19 protein-coding genes are annotated in these 17,930 nt (G+C 68.8%); 14 read left to right on the forward strand and 5 right to left on the reverse strand.

Features of this window, described 5'->3' with window-relative positions:
* A complete protein-coding gene (locus NQV15_RS08280) occupies positions 1 to 900 on the forward strand; it encodes a PAC2 family protein (protein WP_232399349.1) in 900 nt (299 codons plus the stop codon).
* Between the two features lie 59 nt (positions 901 to 959).
* A complete protein-coding gene (locus NQV15_RS08285) occupies positions 960 to 1,826 on the forward strand; it encodes an acyl-CoA thioesterase (RefSeq protein ID WP_232399350.1) in 867 nt (288 codons plus the stop codon).
* Here NQV15_RS08285 and NQV15_RS08290 read toward each other — a convergent pair.
* Entirely contained in the window at positions 1,816 to 2,751 is a 936-nt protein-coding gene (locus NQV15_RS08290; protein ID WP_232399351.1) for a MaoC family dehydratase, read from the reverse strand. The genes NQV15_RS08285 and NQV15_RS08290 overlap by 11 nt on opposite strands.
* A gap of 1 nt (position 2,752) precedes the next feature.
* Positions 2,753 to 4,102 (reverse strand): 3-oxoacyl-ACP reductase, encoded by a 1,350-nt coding sequence (locus NQV15_RS08295; RefSeq protein WP_232399352.1) that lies wholly within the window; start codon positions 4,100 to 4,102, stop codon positions 2,753 to 2,755.
* Between the two features lie 148 nt (positions 4,103 to 4,250).
* Between NQV15_RS08295 and NQV15_RS08300 the strand changes: the two genes are divergently transcribed.
* On the forward strand, positions 4,251 to 5,579 hold the full coding sequence (locus tag NQV15_RS08300) for an acetyl-CoA C-acetyltransferase (RefSeq protein ID WP_232399353.1): 1,329 nt from the start codon (positions 4,251 to 4,253) through the stop codon (positions 5,577 to 5,579).
* A 161-nt stretch (positions 5,580 to 5,740) separates the two neighbouring features.
* Positions 5,741 to 5,962: a PLDc N-terminal domain-containing protein gene (locus NQV15_RS08305; RefSeq protein ID WP_232399354.1), complete on the forward strand. Its 222-nt coding sequence runs from the start codon at positions 5,741 to 5,743 to the stop codon at positions 5,960 to 5,962.
* A 15-nt stretch (positions 5,963 to 5,977) separates the two neighbouring features.
* Here the strand turns inward: NQV15_RS08305 and NQV15_RS08310 are convergent, their stop codons facing one another.
* Positions 5,978 to 6,643 (reverse strand): TetR/AcrR family transcriptional regulator, encoded by a 666-nt coding sequence (locus tag NQV15_RS08310; protein ID WP_232399355.1) that lies wholly within the window; start codon positions 6,641 to 6,643, stop codon positions 5,978 to 5,980.
* A 49-nt stretch (positions 6,644 to 6,692) separates the two neighbouring features.
* Here NQV15_RS08310 and uvrB point away from each other — a divergent pair, with 49 nt between their 5' ends.
* From uvrB to NQV15_RS08330, 4 genes are all read left to right on the forward strand, one after another.
* The gene (uvrB, locus tag NQV15_RS08315; RefSeq protein WP_232399356.1) at positions 6,693 to 8,777 is read left to right on the forward strand and encodes an excinuclease ABC subunit UvrB; all 2,085 of its coding nucleotides are present in this window, start codon (positions 6,693 to 6,695) and stop codon (positions 8,775 to 8,777) included.
* Positions 8,774 to 9,568 carry an aldose 1-epimerase gene (locus NQV15_RS08320; RefSeq protein WP_232399357.1) on the forward strand — a complete coding sequence of 265 codons (795 nt, stop codon included), beginning with the start codon at positions 8,774 to 8,776 and terminating at the stop codon, positions 9,566 to 9,568. Before uvrB ends, NQV15_RS08320 begins: the two co-directional genes overlap by 4 nt.
* Positions 9,569 to 9,577: 9 nt before the next feature.
* Positions 9,578 to 10,207 (forward strand): hypothetical protein, encoded by a 630-nt coding sequence (locus NQV15_RS08325; RefSeq protein WP_232399358.1) that lies wholly within the window; start codon positions 9,578 to 9,580, stop codon positions 10,205 to 10,207.
* Positions 10,208 to 10,426: 219 nt separating this feature from the next.
* Positions 10,427 to 11,467 carry a TerC family protein gene (locus NQV15_RS08330; RefSeq protein WP_232399359.1) on the forward strand — a complete coding sequence of 347 codons (1,041 nt, stop codon included), beginning with the start codon at positions 10,427 to 10,429 and terminating at the stop codon, positions 11,465 to 11,467.
* Between the two features lie 26 nt (positions 11,468 to 11,493).
* Here NQV15_RS08330 and NQV15_RS08335 read toward each other — a convergent pair whose 3' ends face one another.
* The gene (locus tag NQV15_RS08335; protein ID WP_232399360.1) at positions 11,494 to 12,930 is read right to left on the reverse strand and encodes an APC family permease; all 1,437 of its coding nucleotides are present in this window, start codon (positions 12,928 to 12,930) and stop codon (positions 11,494 to 11,496) included.
* A gap of 135 nt (positions 12,931 to 13,065) precedes the next feature.
* On the opposite strand from NQV15_RS08335, the gene NQV15_RS08340 reads away from it, so the two are divergent.
* The 6 genes from NQV15_RS08340 (at position 13,066) to NQV15_RS08365 (ending at position 17,127) form a co-directional block, all read left to right on the forward strand.
* Positions 13,066 to 14,304: a cytochrome P450 gene (locus tag NQV15_RS08340; protein ID WP_232399361.1), complete on the forward strand. Its 1,239-nt coding sequence runs from the start codon at positions 13,066 to 13,068 to the stop codon at positions 14,302 to 14,304.
* A 3-nt stretch (positions 14,305 to 14,307) separates the two neighbouring features.
* Positions 14,308 to 14,862: a hypothetical protein gene (locus tag NQV15_RS08345; RefSeq protein ID WP_232399362.1), complete on the forward strand. Its 555-nt coding sequence runs from the start codon at positions 14,308 to 14,310 to the stop codon at positions 14,860 to 14,862.
* 166 nt (positions 14,863 to 15,028) lie between these two features.
* Positions 15,029 to 16,021, forward strand: a complete 993-nt coding sequence (locus NQV15_RS08350) for a hypothetical protein (RefSeq protein ID WP_232399363.1) — start codon at positions 15,029 to 15,031, stop codon at positions 16,019 to 16,021.
* Between the two features lie 46 nt (positions 16,022 to 16,067).
* Positions 16,068 to 16,373, forward strand: coding sequence for a hypothetical protein (locus NQV15_RS08355; RefSeq protein WP_232399364.1), 306 nt, complete (start codon positions 16,068 to 16,070; stop codon positions 16,371 to 16,373).
* A 32-nt stretch (positions 16,374 to 16,405) separates the two neighbouring features.
* On the forward strand, positions 16,406 to 16,687 hold the full coding sequence (locus NQV15_RS08360) for a hypothetical protein (RefSeq protein ID WP_232399365.1): 282 nt from the start codon (positions 16,406 to 16,408) through the stop codon (positions 16,685 to 16,687).
* A gap of 29 nt (positions 16,688 to 16,716) precedes the next feature.
* Entirely contained in the window at positions 16,717 to 17,127 is a 411-nt protein-coding gene (locus NQV15_RS08365; RefSeq protein WP_232399366.1) for a hypothetical protein, read from the forward strand.
* Between the two features lie 15 nt (positions 17,128 to 17,142).
* Here the strand turns inward: NQV15_RS08365 and NQV15_RS08370 are convergent, their stop codons facing one another.
* The gene (locus NQV15_RS08370) at positions 17,143 to 17,796 is read right to left on the reverse strand and encodes an MBL fold metallo-hydrolase (RefSeq protein WP_232399367.1); all 654 of its coding nucleotides are present in this window, start codon (positions 17,794 to 17,796) and stop codon (positions 17,143 to 17,145) included.
* Positions 17,797 to 17,930 lie beyond the last annotated feature (134 nt).

The raw sequence follows: 17,930 nt of genomic DNA on the forward strand, positions 1-17,930 counted from the left end.
ATGAACTGGCGATCACGACGTTCGCAGGAGCAGCCCCGCGGTGGTGACGGCTCCGGTCCGATCCTGATCCACGCGCTCGACGGGTTCTTGGGGGCTGGGTCGGCCACCCGTCTGGCCGCCAACCAGCTCAGCACCGGCCGCGGCGAGCTCGTGCACGAGTTCGACCTCGACGAGATGTTCGACTACCGCGCCCGCCGTCCGATGATGTCGTTCCGCGACAACCACTACACCGACTACGAGGCCCCGACGCTGCAGATCGTGCTGGAGCGCGACGTCAACGGTGAGCCGTACTTCCTGCTGACCGGACCGGAGCCCGACTTCCTGTGGGAGCGGTTCATCGACGAGGTGCACGACGTCATCGAGGACAACGACATCCCGCTGACCCTCGGCCTCGCCGCGGTCCCGATGGGCGTCCCGCACACGCGGCCGTCGATGATCACCGCCCACGGCAACCGCCCCGAGCTGGTCGACCGGCAGAACCTGTGGTCGGCCCAGGTGACCGTCCCCGCCTCCGCGCAGTCGCTGCTGGAGTACCGCCTCGGCCAGTGGGGCCACGACGCGGCCGGCTACGTCGTGCACGTGCCGCACTACCTGGCGCAGATCGAGTACCCGCCGGCGGCGCTGGCGCTGATCGACGCGCTGGTCGACCGCACGGGCCTGAACATCGACGTCGAGCCGCTGCGCGTCCGTCAGGACGATGCCCTCAAGGAGATCGAGGAGCAGATCGAGGAGCAGGGCGGCGCGAGCGTGCTCAGCGGGCTGGAGGAGCAGTACGACGCCTTCACCCGCGGTGCCGCCCAGTCGCTGCTGGCCAGCGACGAGGACCTGCCCAGCGGCGACGAGCTGGCCGACCAGTTCGAGCAGTTCCTTGCGCGCCAGCGCAAGGACGATCAGAGCTAGCCTGCGCGCCAGCGCAAGGACGATCAGAGCTAGCCTTCGCCTGACGGTAGGGTGCGGGTGTGCCCGCATCACTCGACGAAGTCATCGGCCTGCTGGATCTCGAGCGTCTGGAGGTGGGCCTGTTCCGGGGCTCGCAGCCCGCGGGGTCCTCGCTCAAGCGCGTCTTCGGGGGACAGGTGGCCGCGCAGGCCCTGATGGCCGCACAGCTGACCGTCCCCGAGGACCGGTTCGTGCACTCGCTGCACCTGTACTTCATCCTCGGCGGCGATCCGAGCATCCCGATCATCTACGACGTCGAGAACGTCCGCGACGGCCGCTCCTTCACGACGCGGCGCGTCGCAGCCCGCCAGCACGGCGAGATCATCTTCTACATGACCGCCTCGTTCCAGGTCGAGGAGGACGGCTGGGACCACCAGGACCGGATGCCCGACGTCCCGGCGCCCGACGAGTCGACCCCCCTGATCGACATCATCCAGCTGCGCGGCCCGGAGGCTGTGGCGCACTGGACGAAGGAGTGGTCGGCGTTCGACATGCGCTACATCGGCGACAACCGCCCGCAGGACGATCCCCAGCGTGAGCTGGTGCCGGCGGTGCAGCGCCTGTGGTTCAGGGCCAACGGCACCCTGCCCGAGTCGCGGATCATCCACAACGCCGCCTTCGCCTACATCAGCGACCTGAGCCTGCTCGGCGCGAGCCTGGTGCCGCACGGGCAGTTCATCGGCTCCGACCGCGTCCAGCCGGCATCGCTGGACCACACGATCTGGTTCCACCGTCCGGTGCAGGCCGATCAGTGGCTGCTGTACGACCAGACGTCACCGTCGGCGTCCGGCGCCCGTGGCCTCAGCACCGCCCGGGTCTTCAGCGAGGACGGCACGCTCGTGGCGTCGGTCGCGCAGGAGGGGTTGATCCGCCGGATCAAACCCTGACCTGTCCCACCAGGTGGGTCACGGGCTTCTTGGTGCCCTTGACCCCGAAGGTGAGGACGTCGCCGTCGGTGGACGAGCCGAACACGACCGTGCTGGGCAGCAGGATCGGCTTGCGGAACTCCGCGACGTTGGTGAACGACTCCGGCAGCTTGTTCTGCACCGCCGCCAGGCTGCGGGCCAGCGTCCACATGCCGTGGGCGATGTTGGTCGGGAAGCCGAACGCCTTGGCCGTCAGCGGGTAGAGATGGATCGGGTTGCGGTCGCCCGACACCGCGGCGTACCGCCGACCCAGGTCGCCGGCCAGCTTCCAGTGGACGACGCCCGCCGGTGCCTCCACCCCGGCGAGCGGAGCCGGGGTCGTCTCGGCGCTGCCGCCCTTGTGCCGGCAGAAGAGCGTCATCGTCTCCTCCCACACGACCTCGCTGCCCCCTGAGCCTGTCGAGCCGCCCCCTGAGCCTGTCGAGCCACCCCCTGAGCCTGTCGAAGGGATCGTCGCCACGGTCACGATGTCGATCAGCGAGCCCTTGGCGTGCGGGCGCAGGTCGGCGGCGTGCACCGAGACGTCGAAGGACTCGTCGACCCGGATCGGACGGTGCTGCGTGATGGTGTTGCGCAGGTGCACCAGCCCCATCGGGGCGAACGGGAACGACGTGTCGGTCATCAGCGTCATGTGCAGGGCAAAGGCCGCCATGTGCGGGTAGGTCGTCGGCAGCACGTCCCCGCGCGGGAACCCGCAGACCTCGTTGTAGGCGTCCAGGTGCCGCCGGTCGGTGGTGACGCCGTGCCGCTCCAGCACGAGGTCGGGCGTCGTGCCCGTGGCGTGCTTGATGCCGGGCAGGCCGCCCGCCACGGGGATGGCCGGCAGTGCTGCCTTGAGCATCAGCGGCAGCGTGGCCGGTGCCGAGGTGAAGACGCGGGTCGTCACGTCAGGCGCCGATCAGGGCCTGGCCGCACACGCGCACGACATTGCCCGAGATCGCGGACGACCCCGGGTTGGCGTACCAGGCGATGGCCTCGGCGACGTCGATCGGCTGGCCGCCCTGCGACAGCGAGCTGAGCCGGCGGCCGGCCTCCCGGATGCCCAGCGGCATCGTCTTGACCATGTCGGTCTCGATGAAGCCCGGCGCGATCGCGTTGACCGTGATGCCGTCCTTGGCGACCCGCTTGGACAGGTCGTCGACGAAGCCGATGACGCCGGCCTTGGCGGTGCCGTAGCTGGTCTGGCCGTTGTTGCCCGCGATGCCGGCGATCGACGAGATGCCGATGACGCGGCCACCCTTGCGCAGCAGCTTCTGGTCGAGCAGCTCGGCGGTGATGCGCTGGGGGGCACCGACGCTGATGTCGATGACCAGGTTCCAGTTCTCCGTCTTCATGTTCTTGAGCCGCTTGTCGCGCGTGATGCCGGCGTTGTGCACCACGATGTCGACGCCGCCGTGCGCGTCCTTGAGGGCCTTGGCGATGACCTGCGGGGCGTCCTCGGCGGTGATGTCCTCGGCGATCGACGTGCCGCCGAGCTCGCTCATGAGGGCGTCGAGATCGTCCTTGAGGGCCGGGACGTCCAGTCCGACGATGTCGGCGCCGTCGCGGTGCAGCGTGCGCGCCATCGCGGCACCGAGGCCGCGGGAGGCGCCGGTGATGAGTGCGACCTTGCCGGCCAGCGGCTTGCTCGGGTCGGCGACCGGATCGGCGTCGACGAGCTCGGTCAGGCCGAGGCGGATGACCTGCCCCGAGACGAAGGCGGACTTGGGGGAGAGCAGGAACTCCAGCGTCGAGGTGAGCGCGTCCTCGGTGCCCTGGCCGGCATAGACCAGGTTGGCCGTGCTGCCGTTGCCGCCGATCTCCTTGCCCGCAGAGCGGACGAAGCCCTCGAGCGCGCGCTGGGCGATCGCGGCCGTCTCGGACTCGGCCTGCTCGGGCAGGGTGCCGATGACCACGAGGCGTCCGTTGGACGCGAGGCTGCGCATCGCGGGGGTGAAGAACTGCTGCATCGCGGCGAGGCCGGCGGTGTCGGAGATGCCGGTCGCGTCGAAGACGAGGCCCTTGTACTTCTTGCTGTCGGCGCGGACGCCGACCGCCTCGATGCCGCTGGACTTGAGCGTCGCGTTGAGCTTCTTGCCCAGGGTGCTGCCCGGGGCGGCACCGATGAGGACAGTGCCCTTGACGAGCGGGGCCCCTTCGGTCCAGCGCTCCAGCACGGGGGGATTGGGCAGTCCCAGGTTCGTGACGATGAACTTGCCGATCGGGTTCTGCGCGAGCGACTGGTAACGATCAGTCATGACTTGGGTGTGTCCTATCTCTCGGATACCATTGGTATCTGGAATGCTGCTGAAACTGTAGCCTCAAGATTCAGCGCCGGTCCACCAGCTGACATGCGGCGCTCATCACGTTCTGGTTCCACTGTTCACGAAGATCGAGGAGACCGCCATGGCGGACACCACCCCAGCCAAGAAGTCATCCGGAGCCACGCCGCAGCAGGTGCGCCGCGTCGCCGTCATCGGCGGCAACCGCATCCCGTTCGCGCGCTCCAACACCGTCTACACCGACGTGTCGAACCAGGACATGCTGACCGCGGCGCTCGACGGTCTGGTCAACCGGTTCGGCCTGCAGGGGGAGCGGGTCGGCGAGTTCGCCGCCGGCGCGGTGCTCAAGCACAGCCGCGACTTCAACCTGGCCCGCGAGACCGTCCTGGGCTCCAAGCTGTCGCCCGACACGCCGGCCTTCGACGTCCAGCAGGCGTGCGACACCGGCATCCAGGCCGCCGTCCTGGTCGCCAACAAGATCGCCCTCGGCAAGATCGAGAACGGCATCGCAGGCGGCTCCGACACGACCTCGGACGCCCCGCTGGCCATCGGCGACAAGCTGCGCAAGATCCTCCTGGAGGCCAACCGCGCCAAGGACGCCAAGGCGCGCCTGGCGGCGTTCGCCAAGATCCGTCCGGGTCATCTCGCGCCCGACCAGCCCCGCAACGCCGAGCCGCGCACGGGCCTGTCGATGGGTGACAGCCAGGCCATCACCACCAAGGAGTGGGGCATCACCCGCGAGGCGCAGGACGAGCTCGCGGTCGCCTCGCACCAGAACCTGGCCGCGTCGTACGACGAGGGCTGGCAGGACGACCTGGTCACCCCGTTCCACGGCGTCGACAAGGACAACAACCTGCGTCCCGACTCGAGCCTGGAGAAGCTCGCGAAGCTCAAGCCGGTGTTCGGCAAGTCCTTCGGTGACGAGGCGACCATGACCGCGGCCAACTCGACGCCGCTGTCCGACGGTGCCTCGGTCGTCCTGCTCGCCTCCGAGGACGAGGCCGAGAAGCGCGGCTGGACCCCGCAGGCGTTCTTCGTGGACTACGAGACGGCCGCGGTCGACTACGTCTCCGGCGCCGAGGGCCTGCTGATGGCCCCGGTGTACGCCGTGCCGCGCATGCTCGAGCGCCAGGGCCTGACGCTGCAGGACTTCGACTTCTACGAGATCCACGAGGCATTCGCCGGCCAGGTGCTGACGACCCTCGCGGCGTGGGAGGACCCGCAGTTCTGCAAGGAGAAGCTGGGACTGGACGAGCCGCTCGGCGCGATCGACCGCTCAAAGCTGAACGTGAAGGGCTCGTCCCTCGCGGCGGCGCACCCGTTCGCCGCGACCGGCGGCCGGATCATCGCCAACCTGGCCAAGCTGCTGCACGAGAAGGGCCCGGGCAGCCGCGGCCTGATCTCCATCTGCGCAGCCGGCGGCCAGGGCGTCGTCGCGATCCTCGAGGCCTGAGGCGCCCGCCGGGGGACCGATCTTTCGGCCTTTCGGCAGCCGGGGCAGCACCAACGCAGAGACATCCGTTCACTCGGGGGCGGATGTCTCTGCGTTTGCGTCGCCAGGACGGCGTGAACGCCGAAAGATCGGTCGTCTTTCGGCCTCGCTAGGCTGGCGCCATGTCGAGCATGAAGAAGAAGCGTTGGTCAGATCTGACTCCCGGCCAGCGGCGTGCGGTGTACGTCGCCGGCGCGCTCGAGGCGGCTGCCACGGCCGCTGCGTGGCGCGATCTGGCGAAGCGTCCCGCCGAGGACGTGCGTGGTCCCAAGCTCGTGTGGCGCCTGGTGTCGTTCGTCCAGCCCGTCGGCCCGCTGGCCTACTTCACCCTCGGACGTCGCTGACCGTCCGCGAGCGGGTCAGTCGGCGGCGTCGCGCGGGCCGCGGGCCATCGAGACGACCGACAGCAGCGTCAGTGACTTGACCTCGTCGAAGGGGACGGCGTCGACCGTCGGGAGACCGGGGTTCTCCTCGCGCACCGACAGCTGGAGCGTCGCGAGGTTCAGCACGCCCAGGGCCTGGGTGTAGTAGATGTTGGCCAGCAGGTGCGGGTCGCGGACCTTGAACTGTCCGGTGGCGATGCCGGCCTCGAGGATCTCGACGGCGTGGTTGAGGCAGCTGGTCATCGCGACACCGAGATCGATCATGACCCGCTGGCTGACCTCGTCCATGAGCTCCTCGCCGCGGCGCCGCAGCAGCGCTTGCGCGCAGTCGACGAAGGCCGGCAGGGACGAGCCGAAGTCCAGGAACGTCGACGTGATGGTCGCCAGCCGCGCCTCGGGATCGGCCGTCGGGTCGTCCGCGTCGGCGAGCGTGTGGTCGAGCTCCTGCAGGTAGCCGACGAGGGTCTCGGCGAACAGTTCTTCCTTGCCGGAGAAGTGCCGGTAGATGATGGCCCGGTTGATGCCGACCGCGCGGGCGATGTCCTCGATCTGTGCATCCCGGACGCCGCGTTCGTCGAACAGCGCGCGCGTTGCCTGGAGGATCTCCCTCTTCCGCTCTGCGCGGCGTTCCGAGACGGCCATGCAGTCACTCTAGAACGTCTTTGTCGGGACCGGGTCGTAGGCTCGTTCCATGAGGTCTGTCTCGGAGCTGAAGCGTCAGGTCGCTCCCATCGAGGTCGTGTCGGAGTACACGCCTGCCGGCGACCAGCCTGCCGCGATCGACGAGCTGGAGAAACGCATCAAGGCCGGCGCCAAGGACAACGTCCTGCTGGGCGCCACCGGCACCGGCAAGACCGCGACGACGGCGTGGCTGGCCGAGCGCCTGCAGCGGCCGATGCTGGTCATGATGCCCAACAAGCTGCTCGCGGCCCAGTTCGCCAACGAGCTGCGTGAGCTGCTGCCCAACAACGCCGTCGAGTACTTCGTGTCGTACTACGACTACTACCAGCCCGAGGCGTACATCGCGCAGAGCGACACCTACATCGAGAAGGACTCCTCGATCAACGAGGAGGTCGAGCGGCTGCGGCACTCGGCCACCTGGTCGCTGCTGACGCGCCGTGACGTCATCGTCGTCGCGACGGTCTCGTGCATCTACGGCCTCGGCTCGGCGCAGGAGTACCTCGAGCGCATGATCGGCTTCAAGGTCGGCGAGGAGATGCCGCGCGAGAAGCTGCTCCGGACGCTCGTCGAGGCGCAGTACGTCCGCAACGACGTGGCCACGACGCGAGGCACGTTCCGGGTCAAGGGCGACACCGTCGAGATCTTCCCGGTGTACCAGGAGCACGCCGTGCGGGTGGAGTTCTTCGGCGACGAGATCGAGCGCCTCATGACCCTGCACCCGCTGACCGGCGAGGTCCTCAGCGACGACAAGGAGCTGTACGTCGGCTCGGCGACGCACTACGCGGCCGGTCCCGCGACGATGCGCCGCGCGATCGAGACCATCAAGATCGAGCTGGAGGAGCGTCTCGCCGAGCTCGAGGGCGAGGGCAAGCTGCTCGAGGCCCAGCGATTGCGCATGCGCACGACCTACGACATCGAGATGATGGAGCAGGTCGGCACCTGCGCCGGCATCGAGAACTACTCGCGCCACATGGACCAGCGCGGGCCCGGCACCCCGGGTCACTGCCTGCTCGACTACTTCCCGGACGACTTCGTGCTGGTCGTCGACGAGTCACACGTGACGATCCCGCAGATCGGCGCCATGTACGAGGGCGACATGTCGCGCAAGCGGTCGCTGGTCGAGCACGGCTTCCGCCTCCCCAGCGCGATGGACAACCGGCCGCTGAAGTGGCCCGAGTTCCTCGACCGCATCGGCCAGACCGTCTACCTGTCGGCCACGCCCGGCAACTACGAGATGGAGAAGGTGCAGGGCGATGTGGTCGAGCAGATCATCCGCCCCACCGGTCTGGTCGACCCCGAGGTCATCGTCAAGCCCACCAAGGGCCAGATCGACGACCTGATCACCCAGATCCGCACCCGCACCGACAAGGACGAGCGGGTCCTGGTCACGACGCTGACCAAGAAGATGTCCGAGGACCTGACCGACTACCTCCTCGAGGCCGGCATCCGCACCCGCTACCTGCACAGCGAGGTCGACACCCTGCGACGCGTCGAGCTGCTGCGCGAGCTGCGCATGGGTGAGTACGACGTGCTGGTGGGCATCAACCTGCTGCGCGAGGGCCTCGACCTGCCGGAGGTGAGCCTGGTGGCGATCCTGGACGCCGACAAGGAGGGCTTCCTGCGCTCGGGACGCTCGCTCATCCAGACGATCGGCCGTGCCGCGCGAAATGTTTCCGGCCAGGTCATCATGTACGCCGACCGGATCACCGACTCGATGGCCATGGCGATCGACGAGACGAACCGGCGCCGCGAGAAGCAGGTCGCGTACAACACCGCGAACGGCATCGACCCGACCCCGTTGCGTCGCCGGATCGGCGACATCACCGACATGCTGGCCCGCGAGGACGCCGACACGACCACCCTGCTGGCCGCGACGGGCGACAAGCGGCGCAAGGGCGCTGCGGTGCCGTTGGGCCAGCACACCGCCGATCTGGCCAACCTGCCGTCCGGTGAGCTGGCCGATCTCATCGAGCAGCTCAGCGAGCAGATGCGGGCCGCGGCCGCCGAGCTGCAGTTCGAGGTGGCAGCCCGTCTGCGTGACGAGATCAGCGATCTCAAGAAGGAGCTGCGCAGCATGCTCGAGGCGGGCGTGTGACCGACATCCTGCAGAACGACCGCGTACGCGCCACGATCGACCCGTCGCGCGGCGCCCGCCTCACGAGCCTGGTCATCGACGGGCTGGAGGTGCTGGCCCACGCCGAGGACCCCACCGTCGACCCGGCCATCGCCGACGGGTGCTTCCCGATGGTGCCATGGGCCGGACGCGTGCGCGGCGGCCGGCTTGCGACGCCCGCCGGCGTCCGGCAGCTGCCGCTGGCCGACGACGGCAACGCGCTGCACGGGCTCGGCCACGTCGAGGCATGGGAGTCCGCCGGCGACGGCGTCTACCGCCTGAGGATCGGTGAGCCGTGGCCGACGTCCGGCACCGCGCAGCTGAGCTACCGGCTCCTCGACGACGGCCTGCGCGTGGAGCTGTCGTGGGACGACGGCACGACGTCGCCGTGCTCGATCGGCCTGCACCCGTGGTTCGCCCGGACGCTGACCACCGGCGGTCCGGTCGTGCTGTCCTTCGATCCCGAGCAGATGGTCGAGCGGGGCACCGACGGCCTGCCGACTGGACGACTCGTCCGTCCGGAGCCGGAGCCCTGGGATGACTGCTTCCGGGTTGCCGGGTCGCCGGTGCTGACCTGGCCCGGCGCTATCCAGCTGACGCTGACCTCGGACTCGCCGTGGTGGGTCGTCTACTCCGAGCCGGAGTCGACCATCTGCGTCGAGCCGCAGACGGTGCCGCCGGACGCCTTCGACCACAACGGCCTGCAGCCGGCCGGCGAGTGGCCGCACGACATCTGGTTCGAGCTGCGGGCAGCCGGCGCGACCGCCTCGTAGGGTGGCGGCATGCCGAACCAGCCCGTGACTGAGCTGCGCCCAGATGCCTCGGAATACCTCCGTGGGCTGCGGTCCCGCGGCAAGTGGCTGCTGCCCGTCCTCGCGATCTTCGGCGTCCGAGCGGCGTTTGCCGTCAAGGAGGGCGGGTTCGAGGCGTTCCTCGCCGGGATGATCGTCCTGGCCGTGGTCGGTGGGGTCGCCGCAGCCGTCGTGCACATCCGCACGAGTGTCATGCGACTGACGCCGGGCGGGATCGAGCACGACGGGTTCTTCGTCAGGCGCCGCAGCATCGCCACCGACCGCGCCACGGGGCTGCTCGCCCCGATGGGCGAACAGCTGTCAGCGCCGACGGTGGACGTCCTCGTCGTCCGGGCGGCAGACGGCGCGACGATCCGCATCGCCGGGGGACTGTGGACGCGCGAGGACCTCGAGCACATCGCGCACCACGCCGGGGTGCCGATCGAGCGCGACGAGATCGGCGGCAAGGAGTTCGAGCGCCGGGTTCCGGGGTCGATCCCGCTGCGGTTCCGCCGACCTGCCGTCTTCGGCCTCACCTTCGGCGTGCTGCTGTGCGCGGCGGTCGTGGTGGGCGTCTGGCTGTGGTTCGACCTCAACGACGTCCCGATGGGCGCCAGCTAGCCGGTCGGCTCGCTCGTCACACCGGGCTTGACGGCGGCCGAAACGGCGCGGACGGGACCGGCCTGCAAGAATGGTCCGCGGAGGGGAGTATTCCCCGAATCGCAATGCCGTCATCACGGTGACTCCCTGCAGTCACCCGGTCTTGCGGGCCGTGGAGTGCTCCTGGGGCACTCGCGGCGGGAAGAGACCTCCGGCGTGCTGACGACCGGAGGAAGTCTTTTGAACGTATCCACCACCGAATGGGCGATCACGATCGGCGTGACGATCGCGGTGCTGCTGTTCGACGTGATCATCGTGGCGCGCAAGCCGCACGAACCGTCGATGAAGGAGTGCGCGGTCTATCTGACCGGCTACGTCACCCTGGCGATCGCCTTCGGGATCTGGGTCTGGTCGTACCACAACGAGCCGGGCAAGGACGGTGACTACGGGCTCCAGTTCTTCGCCGGCTGGCTCACCGAGTACAGCTTGTCGATCGACAACCTGTTCATCTTCATCATCATCATGGCCAGCTTCAAGGTGCCGCGGAAGCTGCAGCAGGAGGCCCTGCTGGTCGGCATCATCATTGCGCTGTTCTTCCGTGCGATCTTCATCGCGCTCGGCGCCGTGGCGATCGAGCAGGTCTCGTGGATCTTCTACATCTTCGGGGCATTCCTGCTCTACACGGCCTTCAGCCTGGTCAAGGACACCGACCACGACGACGACGGCGAGAACGCGATCGTCCGCCTCGCGCGCAAGCGGTTCACGGTGTCGGACAACTGGGACGGGCTCAAGCTGTTCGTCAAGCAGAACGGCAAGCGGGCCATCACGCCGATGTTCCTGGTGATCCTCTCCCTGGGCACCACCGACCTGCTGTTCGCCCTCGACTCCATCCCCGCGATCTACGGCCTGACCCAGGAGCCGTACCTCGTCTTCACGGCCAACGTCTTCGCCCTGATGGGACTGCGCCAGCTGTACTTCCTGCTGGGCGGGCTGCTCACCAAGCTCATCTACCTGTCGCAGGGCCTCGCGGTCCTGCTGGCCTTCATCGGCGTCAAGCTGGTGCTGCACGCGCTGCACGAGAACGAGCTGCCGTTCATCAACGGCGGCGAGCACGTCCCGGTCTACGACATCCCGACGCTGCTCAGCCTCGGCGTGATCGTCGGCATCCTGGGCATCACGGCGGTCGTCAGCCTCGTCGTCTCGGGACGCCGGGAGCGGGCGGGACTGCAGCCCGACGGCAGCCCGAAGGCTCCGGTCAGCCCGGCGGACGACGCCGAGTAGGCCTCAGCCAACCAGTGCCGGGGGCCTCACTCCTTGAGGTTGCCGAGGTCCCCGGCATCGGTGTGGGTCGCCTTGTTGAGGATCAGCGTCACGCCCCACAGGACGACGCCGATCAGCATCATGGCGCCGGCGATGCGGTAGATCTCGCCGTCCCGGTCGACCCACGGGCCGGCCAGGAACAGGCACAGGAACGCCGCGACGGCCGGCAGCTGCCCCGGTGACTTGAAGAACGTCTCAGCATTGGGATCGCGGCGGCGCAGCACGACACAGCAGATGTTGACGACCGCGAAGACGCACAGCAGGAGCAGCGCGGTCACGTTCGACAGATTGGCCACGACATTGCTGTCAGGATCGCGCGTGACGTAGAAGATCAGGCCCATGGCCAGGGCGGTCGAGAACACGATGCTGACCCACGGGGTGCGACGGCCCGGCAGGACCGCACCGAGCGGCTTGGGCAGCACCCGCTGGCGGGACATGCCGTACAGCAGCCGGCTGGCCATCAGCATGTTGATCAAGGCGGTGTTGGCCACGGCGAACACCGCCAGGAACGGAAAGACCTTGTCGATGGGGAAGTCCGGTGCACCCTTGGACACGACATCCAGCAGCGCGCGGCCCTCGGAGTCCGCGATGTTCTTGAGCTCGGGGGCGGTCAGCACGCTGACCACCGAGACGGCGACCAGCATGTAGAGGATCACCGCGATGCCCAGACCGGTCAGCATCGTCCGGGGGAAGATCTTCTGCGGGTTCTCGACCTCCTCGACCATGTTGACGGCGTCCTCGAACCCGACCATCGCGAAGAAGGCGATCGAGGTCGCGGCCGTGACGGCCAGGAACATCCCCTTGTCCTGGTAGTCGCTGAAGTCGGCCAGCTCGCTCATGTCGGCATCACCCTGGAGGATGACGAAGAAGCCGACCCCGATCACGATGCACAGCGCCGTGACCTCGACCAGCGTGAGGACGACGTTGAACTTGACGCTCTCGCCGACGCCGCGCAGGTTGATCACGGCCAGCAGCAGCATGAAACCCATCGCGATGGCCGTGATGGTGCCCTCGCTGAGCGGGGTGTCGATCCAACCGTTGAGCTCCAGGCCGCCGGAGAAGTTGTCGGCCAGCGTCTTCGCGGAGGTCGAGGCGCTGGTGATGCCCGAGCACACGACCGCGAAGGCCACGATGAACGTGATGAAGTGCACGCCGAAGGCCTTGTGGGCGTACAGCGCGGCGCCGGCGGCCTGCGGGTACTTCGTGACCAGCTCGAGGTACGACAAGGCCGTCATGGTGGCCACGATGAACGCCAGCAGGAACGGCAGCCAGACGATGCCGCCGACCTGGCCGGCCATCTGACCGGTGACGGCGTAGATGCCGGCGCCCAGGATGTCGCCCACGATGAACAGCAGCAGGAGCTTGGGCCCCATGACCCTCTTGAGCTCGGTCGGGGGGCCGGTCTCGGCGCTTTCGGTGCTCATACGGCTCCTCGGTGGGCGTGCGATGGGCGGTGTTTGGTCTCACCTTCCACCGGCTGGGTCCATGCCGCAAGCGAGGCGTGTAGTTTCGTGTGCGTGCTAGACGTCAAGGGGAGAGTCCGTCGGTCGGTCGGACGGATGCTCGTCAAACGCATCCAGAAGAACGGCATCGACCTCAGCGCGCTCTCTTTCATCCCCGATCAGACCAAGATCCCGCTGCAGCGCGAGGGCATGGACGCGTTGCCGGAGATCGCCCAGTGGCGGGCGACCGAGCCGATGCACAAGCTCGAGCTGCCGTTCACGTTCACGGCCTACCTGGTGACCGGGCACGAGGAAGCGCGCACGGTCCTCACCGACCGCGACAGCTACAGCAATGACATCCGGCACCTGTTCCACGGTGACGGTCCCGCGACGGCCGATGACATCGGCGGCCTGGGGTTCACCGATCCGCCGCTGCACACGCGGCTGCGCAAGATCGTCACTCCCGAGTTCACGATGCGCCGCATGGCCCGGCTCGAGCCGATGATCACCGAGTTCGTCGAGAACCAGCTCGACGCCCTCGAGGCGGCCGGACCGGGCGCAGACCTGTGCAAGACGGTCGCGTTCCCCATCCCGTTCCAGACGATCTGTGCGCTGCTCGGCCTCGACTACGCCGACCGGGACGCCTTCGCCAAGCTCGGCAGCGACCGGTTCGACGCGACCAACGGCGGTGCGGCGGCGTTCGGCGCCGTCTCGGACCAGCGCAAGTTCTTGTTCGACGCCGTCGCCCGCCAGCGGCTCGAGCCGGGACCGGGGCTGTTGGGCCAGATCATCCGCGACGAGGGCGACGCGATCAGCGACTTCGACCTCGCCGGCCTGGCCGACGGCATCTTCACGGGCGGGTACGAGACCACCGCCGGCATGATCGCGTTGGGCACGATCGTGCTGCTGCGCGATCCGGCCTACGCCGACCTGATGCGCAACGGGACGCCCGAGGACGTCGACCGGGTGGTCGAGGAGCTGCTGCGCTACCTGTCGGTCGTTCAGGTGGCGTTCCCGCGGTTCGCCAAGCAGGACATGCTGCTGTTCGGCCAGCAGGTCAAGGCCGGTGACGTCATCCTGGCCTCGCTCAACGGTGCGAATCGCGACCCGATGGTGGCGGGGGACCGTCCCGACGAGTTCGACCCGGCACGCGTGCCCACCAGCGGCCACCTCGCGTTCGGCCACGGCATCCACCGCTGCATCGGCGCCGAGCTGGCCCGCATGGAGCTGCGTATCGCGCTGCCGCGGCTGTTCAAGCGCTTCCCCGACCTCGCCCTTGCGGTGCCGGCCGAGGAGCTGTCCTTCCGCCAGCTCTCATTCGTCTTCGGTGTGGACGAGCTCCCGATCACCTTCTGACCCATGGCCGCTCAGTCGTTGAGCGTCTCGGTGGCTTGGTTCCTCGGCGCGTCCGGGCTGTGGCTGCGTACCAGCGACCACACCACCGGGGCGGAGACCGAGGACCTACCGGCCCCCGCGCAGGCGTTATGGACGCAGCTGTACGACTGGGCGGACCTCGTGCACGACAACTACGTGTGGGTCTCAGGCCTCGATGTCACCCGCGGGTGGCGTGATGAGGAGGCCCGGCGTCAGTTCGTGCGCGAGGCAGATGACCTGGGCCACCGGCTCCGACGTGTCCTTGGCAAGGGCTGGGACGTGGACGTGTCGCCGGAGCCGGGGGTGACGGTCGTGAGGATGGCCGGCGAGTACGGCTGCCGCTGGCCGCTGTGGGTCGCCGGCGGGCAGAGCGATCCGGGGAGCTTCTCGATGCTGTCCGACCGGACGCTCGAACGGCTCGAACGGTGGGCCGAGCTCGCCGATCCCGACCACCACCCCGGTCCGCCTCCCGAGCTCACGGCCGAGCTCCGGGCCGATCTGGCCCGGGAGCTCGGCTCGAGGTTCCGCGTCGTCGTCTGATGCGTCGAGGTCCCGGTGTCCGACGGACCGGAGGACTGGGAGCTCCATCTCGCGGTGCGCCGGACACCGCCACCGGCGCTGCGGCGCAGGCGCTCCTCGCGGCGCTGCGCGGGCACGTTGCCGCAACCTTCCGCGCGCCGCCGCAGCCGCCCCGTACGGTGGCGCCATGACATCGCACGTCGCACCGCACGCCGGGACGTCCCGCGAGATCGAGGCGTGGTTCGACGATCACGGGCTGCCGTACTTCACCGGCGACCACGCCGACACCGTCGAGGGATGGCTGTCCAGCAAGCGCATCGTGGCGGTCATCGCGCTGATCGTGGCGGTCTCGGTGGCGTCCGGCATCGTCGTCGGCGCCGTGCTGGCCGACCGCGGCTCGCTCGGGACGGCGGTCGGCGTGCTGGTGTTCCTGGTGCTGCTGGGCGTGTTCGCCGGCCGGTTGCTGCGCATGGGCACGATGCTGCGCTGGGCTGTGCGCCGGACGTTCGGCTCGCTGGGACTGATGTTTCCGCTGCTGACCCGCGCCCTGCCGCTGCTGCTGCTGGCGGTGACGTTCTTGTTCATCAACGCCGAGGTGTGGCAGGTGGCTGCGCTGATGTCGCGGCACGTGCTGTGGATCGCGGTCGCGTTCTTCGCTGCCATCGCCGCGGTGTTTCTGCTCGTCCGGCTGCCGGAGGAGGTGCGCCAGGTCGAGCGTGACGTCGTCGGCGAACGGGTGGTGGAGTGCTGCGCCGGCACGCCCGCCGCCGAGGCGGCCCGGCTCGTCACAGCCGTCCCGCCGGACCTGCCGCGGTTCGCACGGGCCAACCTGGTGCTGGTCCTGTTGTTCAACCAGGCCATCCAGGTGCTGCTGCTGTCGCTGGGCCTGTTCGTGTTCTTCGTCGTCTTCGGCTCGTTGACGATCCCGGACAGCACGGTCGCGGCGTGGACGGGGGAGCCCGTCACCGATCTGCCCTCGTGGATCGGCCGCCACATCCCCGTGACGAACGAGCTGTGGCAGGTGTCGTTGTTCCTGTCGGCGTTCGCGGGGCTCTACTTCACGGTCTACGCGGTGACCGACGAGACCTACCGTTCGCAGTTCTTCGCCGGCGTCTCGACCGAGCTGGAGCAGGCCGTGGCCGTCAACGCGGTGTACGTGTCGTTGTCACGCGCTCCCTGACGGCGTAGCCGGGACAAGTGCCCACGTCTGGTGGCACGATGCCCTGATGAGGCGTGCGCTGATCGTGGTGCTGGGGGCGGGTGTCGTCGTGGCCTGTGTGCTGACACTGGTCATCGGGCTTCGAGGCCCCGGTGGCGTGGGTGGGCCCGAGGGCGACTCGCTCACCGCACAGCAGCTGCCGTACCCGCGAGCGACCAAGCCGTTGCCCGTGCCCGAGGCGCACATCGGTGAGTTGCCGTGGAGGCAGGAAGTGGGCCTCGAGCCGTCCTCGGCAGCTCCGATGCCCCGGCCGACCGACGACCTGCCGGCATGCGGGCAGCAAGGGAAGTTCAGGTTCTGCCGGTCCGGGTAGAACACCTGTTCGAGTCGACGTATCCTGAAGTGGTGAACCCGAACGGCTCGATCAACGGACGACCGCTGGCAGCGGCGGATCCCTATGCCGTCCCGGTGCCACAGCCGCCGCCGGTCTACCACGTGTGGGTCAACCTCTCGAACCTCACGACCCAGGTGGCCCAGGAGTACCCGGGGCTCGTGCTGGGGTGGCGACGGACGTCCGACGGCTACGAGGCGCAGGTGGTCTACGTCGTCCCCAGCCGCACCCAGCGGCACAGCGACGCCTCGCAGATCGCCTGGCTGCCCGCGAGCAAGCTCAAGCCCCGCGAGTGAGGCCGGTGGCCGGCCGGTAGAACTGACGCATGGGACTCTTCGCCACGTTCGTGTTCGCCGGCGGCTCGTGGGACGGCTCGGCCGATCAGACGCCCCGCTTCGCGGCGAAGGTCCACGACAGCGACTTCGTGACGATCGACTACGCGCCGGCCCTGGCCGGGGGCACCGGGCATTGCTACGTGGGATTCGAGCCGCGGCACTACTTCGAGGACGAGACCGCGAGCGATCCGGTCGACACGGACGCCGAGGCCCGGGGGCTCGCCGCGTGGGCGGCGGACGTGCGGGGGACCGTCATCGACCCTGATGTCGTCCGCGGCCTGCTGGCCAGCCCGGAGGGCGACGAGGCCCCTGACGTCTTCGTCGAGGCCGCACTCGTCCGACTCCTGCTGGCGTTAGGGCTTCCGCTGCCGGAAGACCTCGAGGACTGGGCCGAGGTCTAGCGTCCGCTGCCCACATCACCAGCCGCGCTCGCGCCACTCCGCGAGGTGGGGACGCTCGACGCCGAGCGTCGTGTCGTGGCCGTGGCCGGGGTAGACGTGGGTGTCGTCCGGGAAGCGGCCGAAGATCTTGGTCTCGACCTCGCCCACCAGGGTCGTGAAGTCCTCGGGCGACCAGGTCTTGCCGACGCCGCCGGGGAACAGCGAGTCACCCGTGAACAGGTGCACGATGCCGTCCGGGTCGTCGTAGGCCAGGGCGATCGAGCCGGGGGTGTGGCCGGCGATCTCGATGACCTCCAGCTCGCAGGAGCCGACGCGCACGCGGGCACCGGTCTGCACGCGGCGGTCGACCGGGACGGGCAGCTCGTCGGCGTCCAGCTCGCCGGCGATGGTCTCGGCGCCGGTCGTGATGACCAGCGTCTCCAGGGCCTGCCAGTGGTCGCCGTGGCGATGCGTGGTGACGATGGCCGACAGGCCGTCGTCGCCGATGAGCTCGAGCAGCCGGTCGTGCTCGGCGGCCGCGTCGATCAGCACCTGCTCGCCGGTGAGGTTGCAGCGCAGCAGGTAGGCGTTGTTGTTCATCTCGCCGACCGCGATCTTGGTGATCTGCAGATCGCCCGCGTCCTGCACGTCGGCCGGCCCGCCGACCTCGACTTCTCCGGTGTACGTCATGCGCCCACCCTGCCAGAGCCCCGCCGAGGGCGGTGTGACGTGGTCGACCTGGTTCTCTGGAAAGAAACTGTCGTACCCCGTCGTTACGATGGGGAAGGGGCGGGTTCTGCCCTGCCAACACATCTTTCTCACCA

Source organism: Aeromicrobium wangtongii, assembly GCF_024584515.1.
Taxonomy (GTDB): Bacteria; Actinomycetota; Actinomycetes; order Propionibacteriales; family Nocardioidaceae; genus Aeromicrobium; species Aeromicrobium wangtongii.

Bases quoted from the DNA above. Each gene is read 5' to 3' on its own strand.
- NQV15_RS08300 (WP_232399353.1), top strand. From the start codon at position 4,251: ATGGCGGACACCACCCCAGCCAAGAAGTCATCCGGAGCCACGCCGCAG.
- NQV15_RS08295 (WP_232399352.1), bottom strand. From the start codon at position 4,102: ATGACTGATCGTTACCAGTCGCTCGCGCAGAACCCGATCGGCAAGTTC.
- NQV15_RS08310 (WP_232399355.1), bottom strand. From the start codon at position 6,643: ATGGCCGTCTCGGAACGCCGCGCAGAGCGGAAGAGGGAGATCCTCCAG.
- NQV15_RS08305 (WP_232399354.1), top strand. From the start codon at position 5,741: ATGTCGAGCATGAAGAAGAAGCGTTGGTCAGATCTGACTCCCGGCCAG.
- NQV15_RS08280 (WP_232399349.1), top strand. From the start codon at position 1: ATGAACTGGCGATCACGACGTTCGCAGGAGCAGCCCCGCGGTGGTGAC.
- NQV15_RS08365 (WP_232399366.1), top strand. From the start codon at position 16,717: ATGGGACTCTTCGCCACGTTCGTGTTCGCCGGCGGCTCGTGGGACGGC.
- NQV15_RS08325 (WP_232399358.1), top strand. From the start codon at position 9,578: ATGCCGAACCAGCCCGTGACTGAGCTGCGCCCAGATGCCTCGGAATAC.
- NQV15_RS08345 (WP_232399362.1), top strand. From the start codon at position 14,308: ATGGCCGCTCAGTCGTTGAGCGTCTCGGTGGCTTGGTTCCTCGGCGCG.
- NQV15_RS08335 (WP_232399360.1), bottom strand. From the start codon at position 12,930: ATGAGCACCGAAAGCGCCGAGACCGGCCCCCCGACCGAGCTCAAGAGG.
- NQV15_RS08350 (WP_232399363.1), top strand. From the start codon at position 15,029: ATGACATCGCACGTCGCACCGCACGCCGGGACGTCCCGCGAGATCGAG.
- NQV15_RS08370 (WP_232399367.1), bottom strand. From the start codon at position 17,796: ATGACGTACACCGGAGAAGTCGAGGTCGGCGGGCCGGCCGACGTGCAG.
- NQV15_RS08355 (WP_232399364.1), top strand. From the start codon at position 16,068: ATGAGGCGTGCGCTGATCGTGGTGCTGGGGGCGGGTGTCGTCGTGGCC.
- uvrB (WP_232399356.1), top strand. From the start codon at position 6,693: ATGAGGTCTGTCTCGGAGCTGAAGCGTCAGGTCGCTCCCATCGAGGTC.
- NQV15_RS08340 (WP_232399361.1), top strand. From the start codon at position 13,066: ATGCTCGTCAAACGCATCCAGAAGAACGGCATCGACCTCAGCGCGCTC.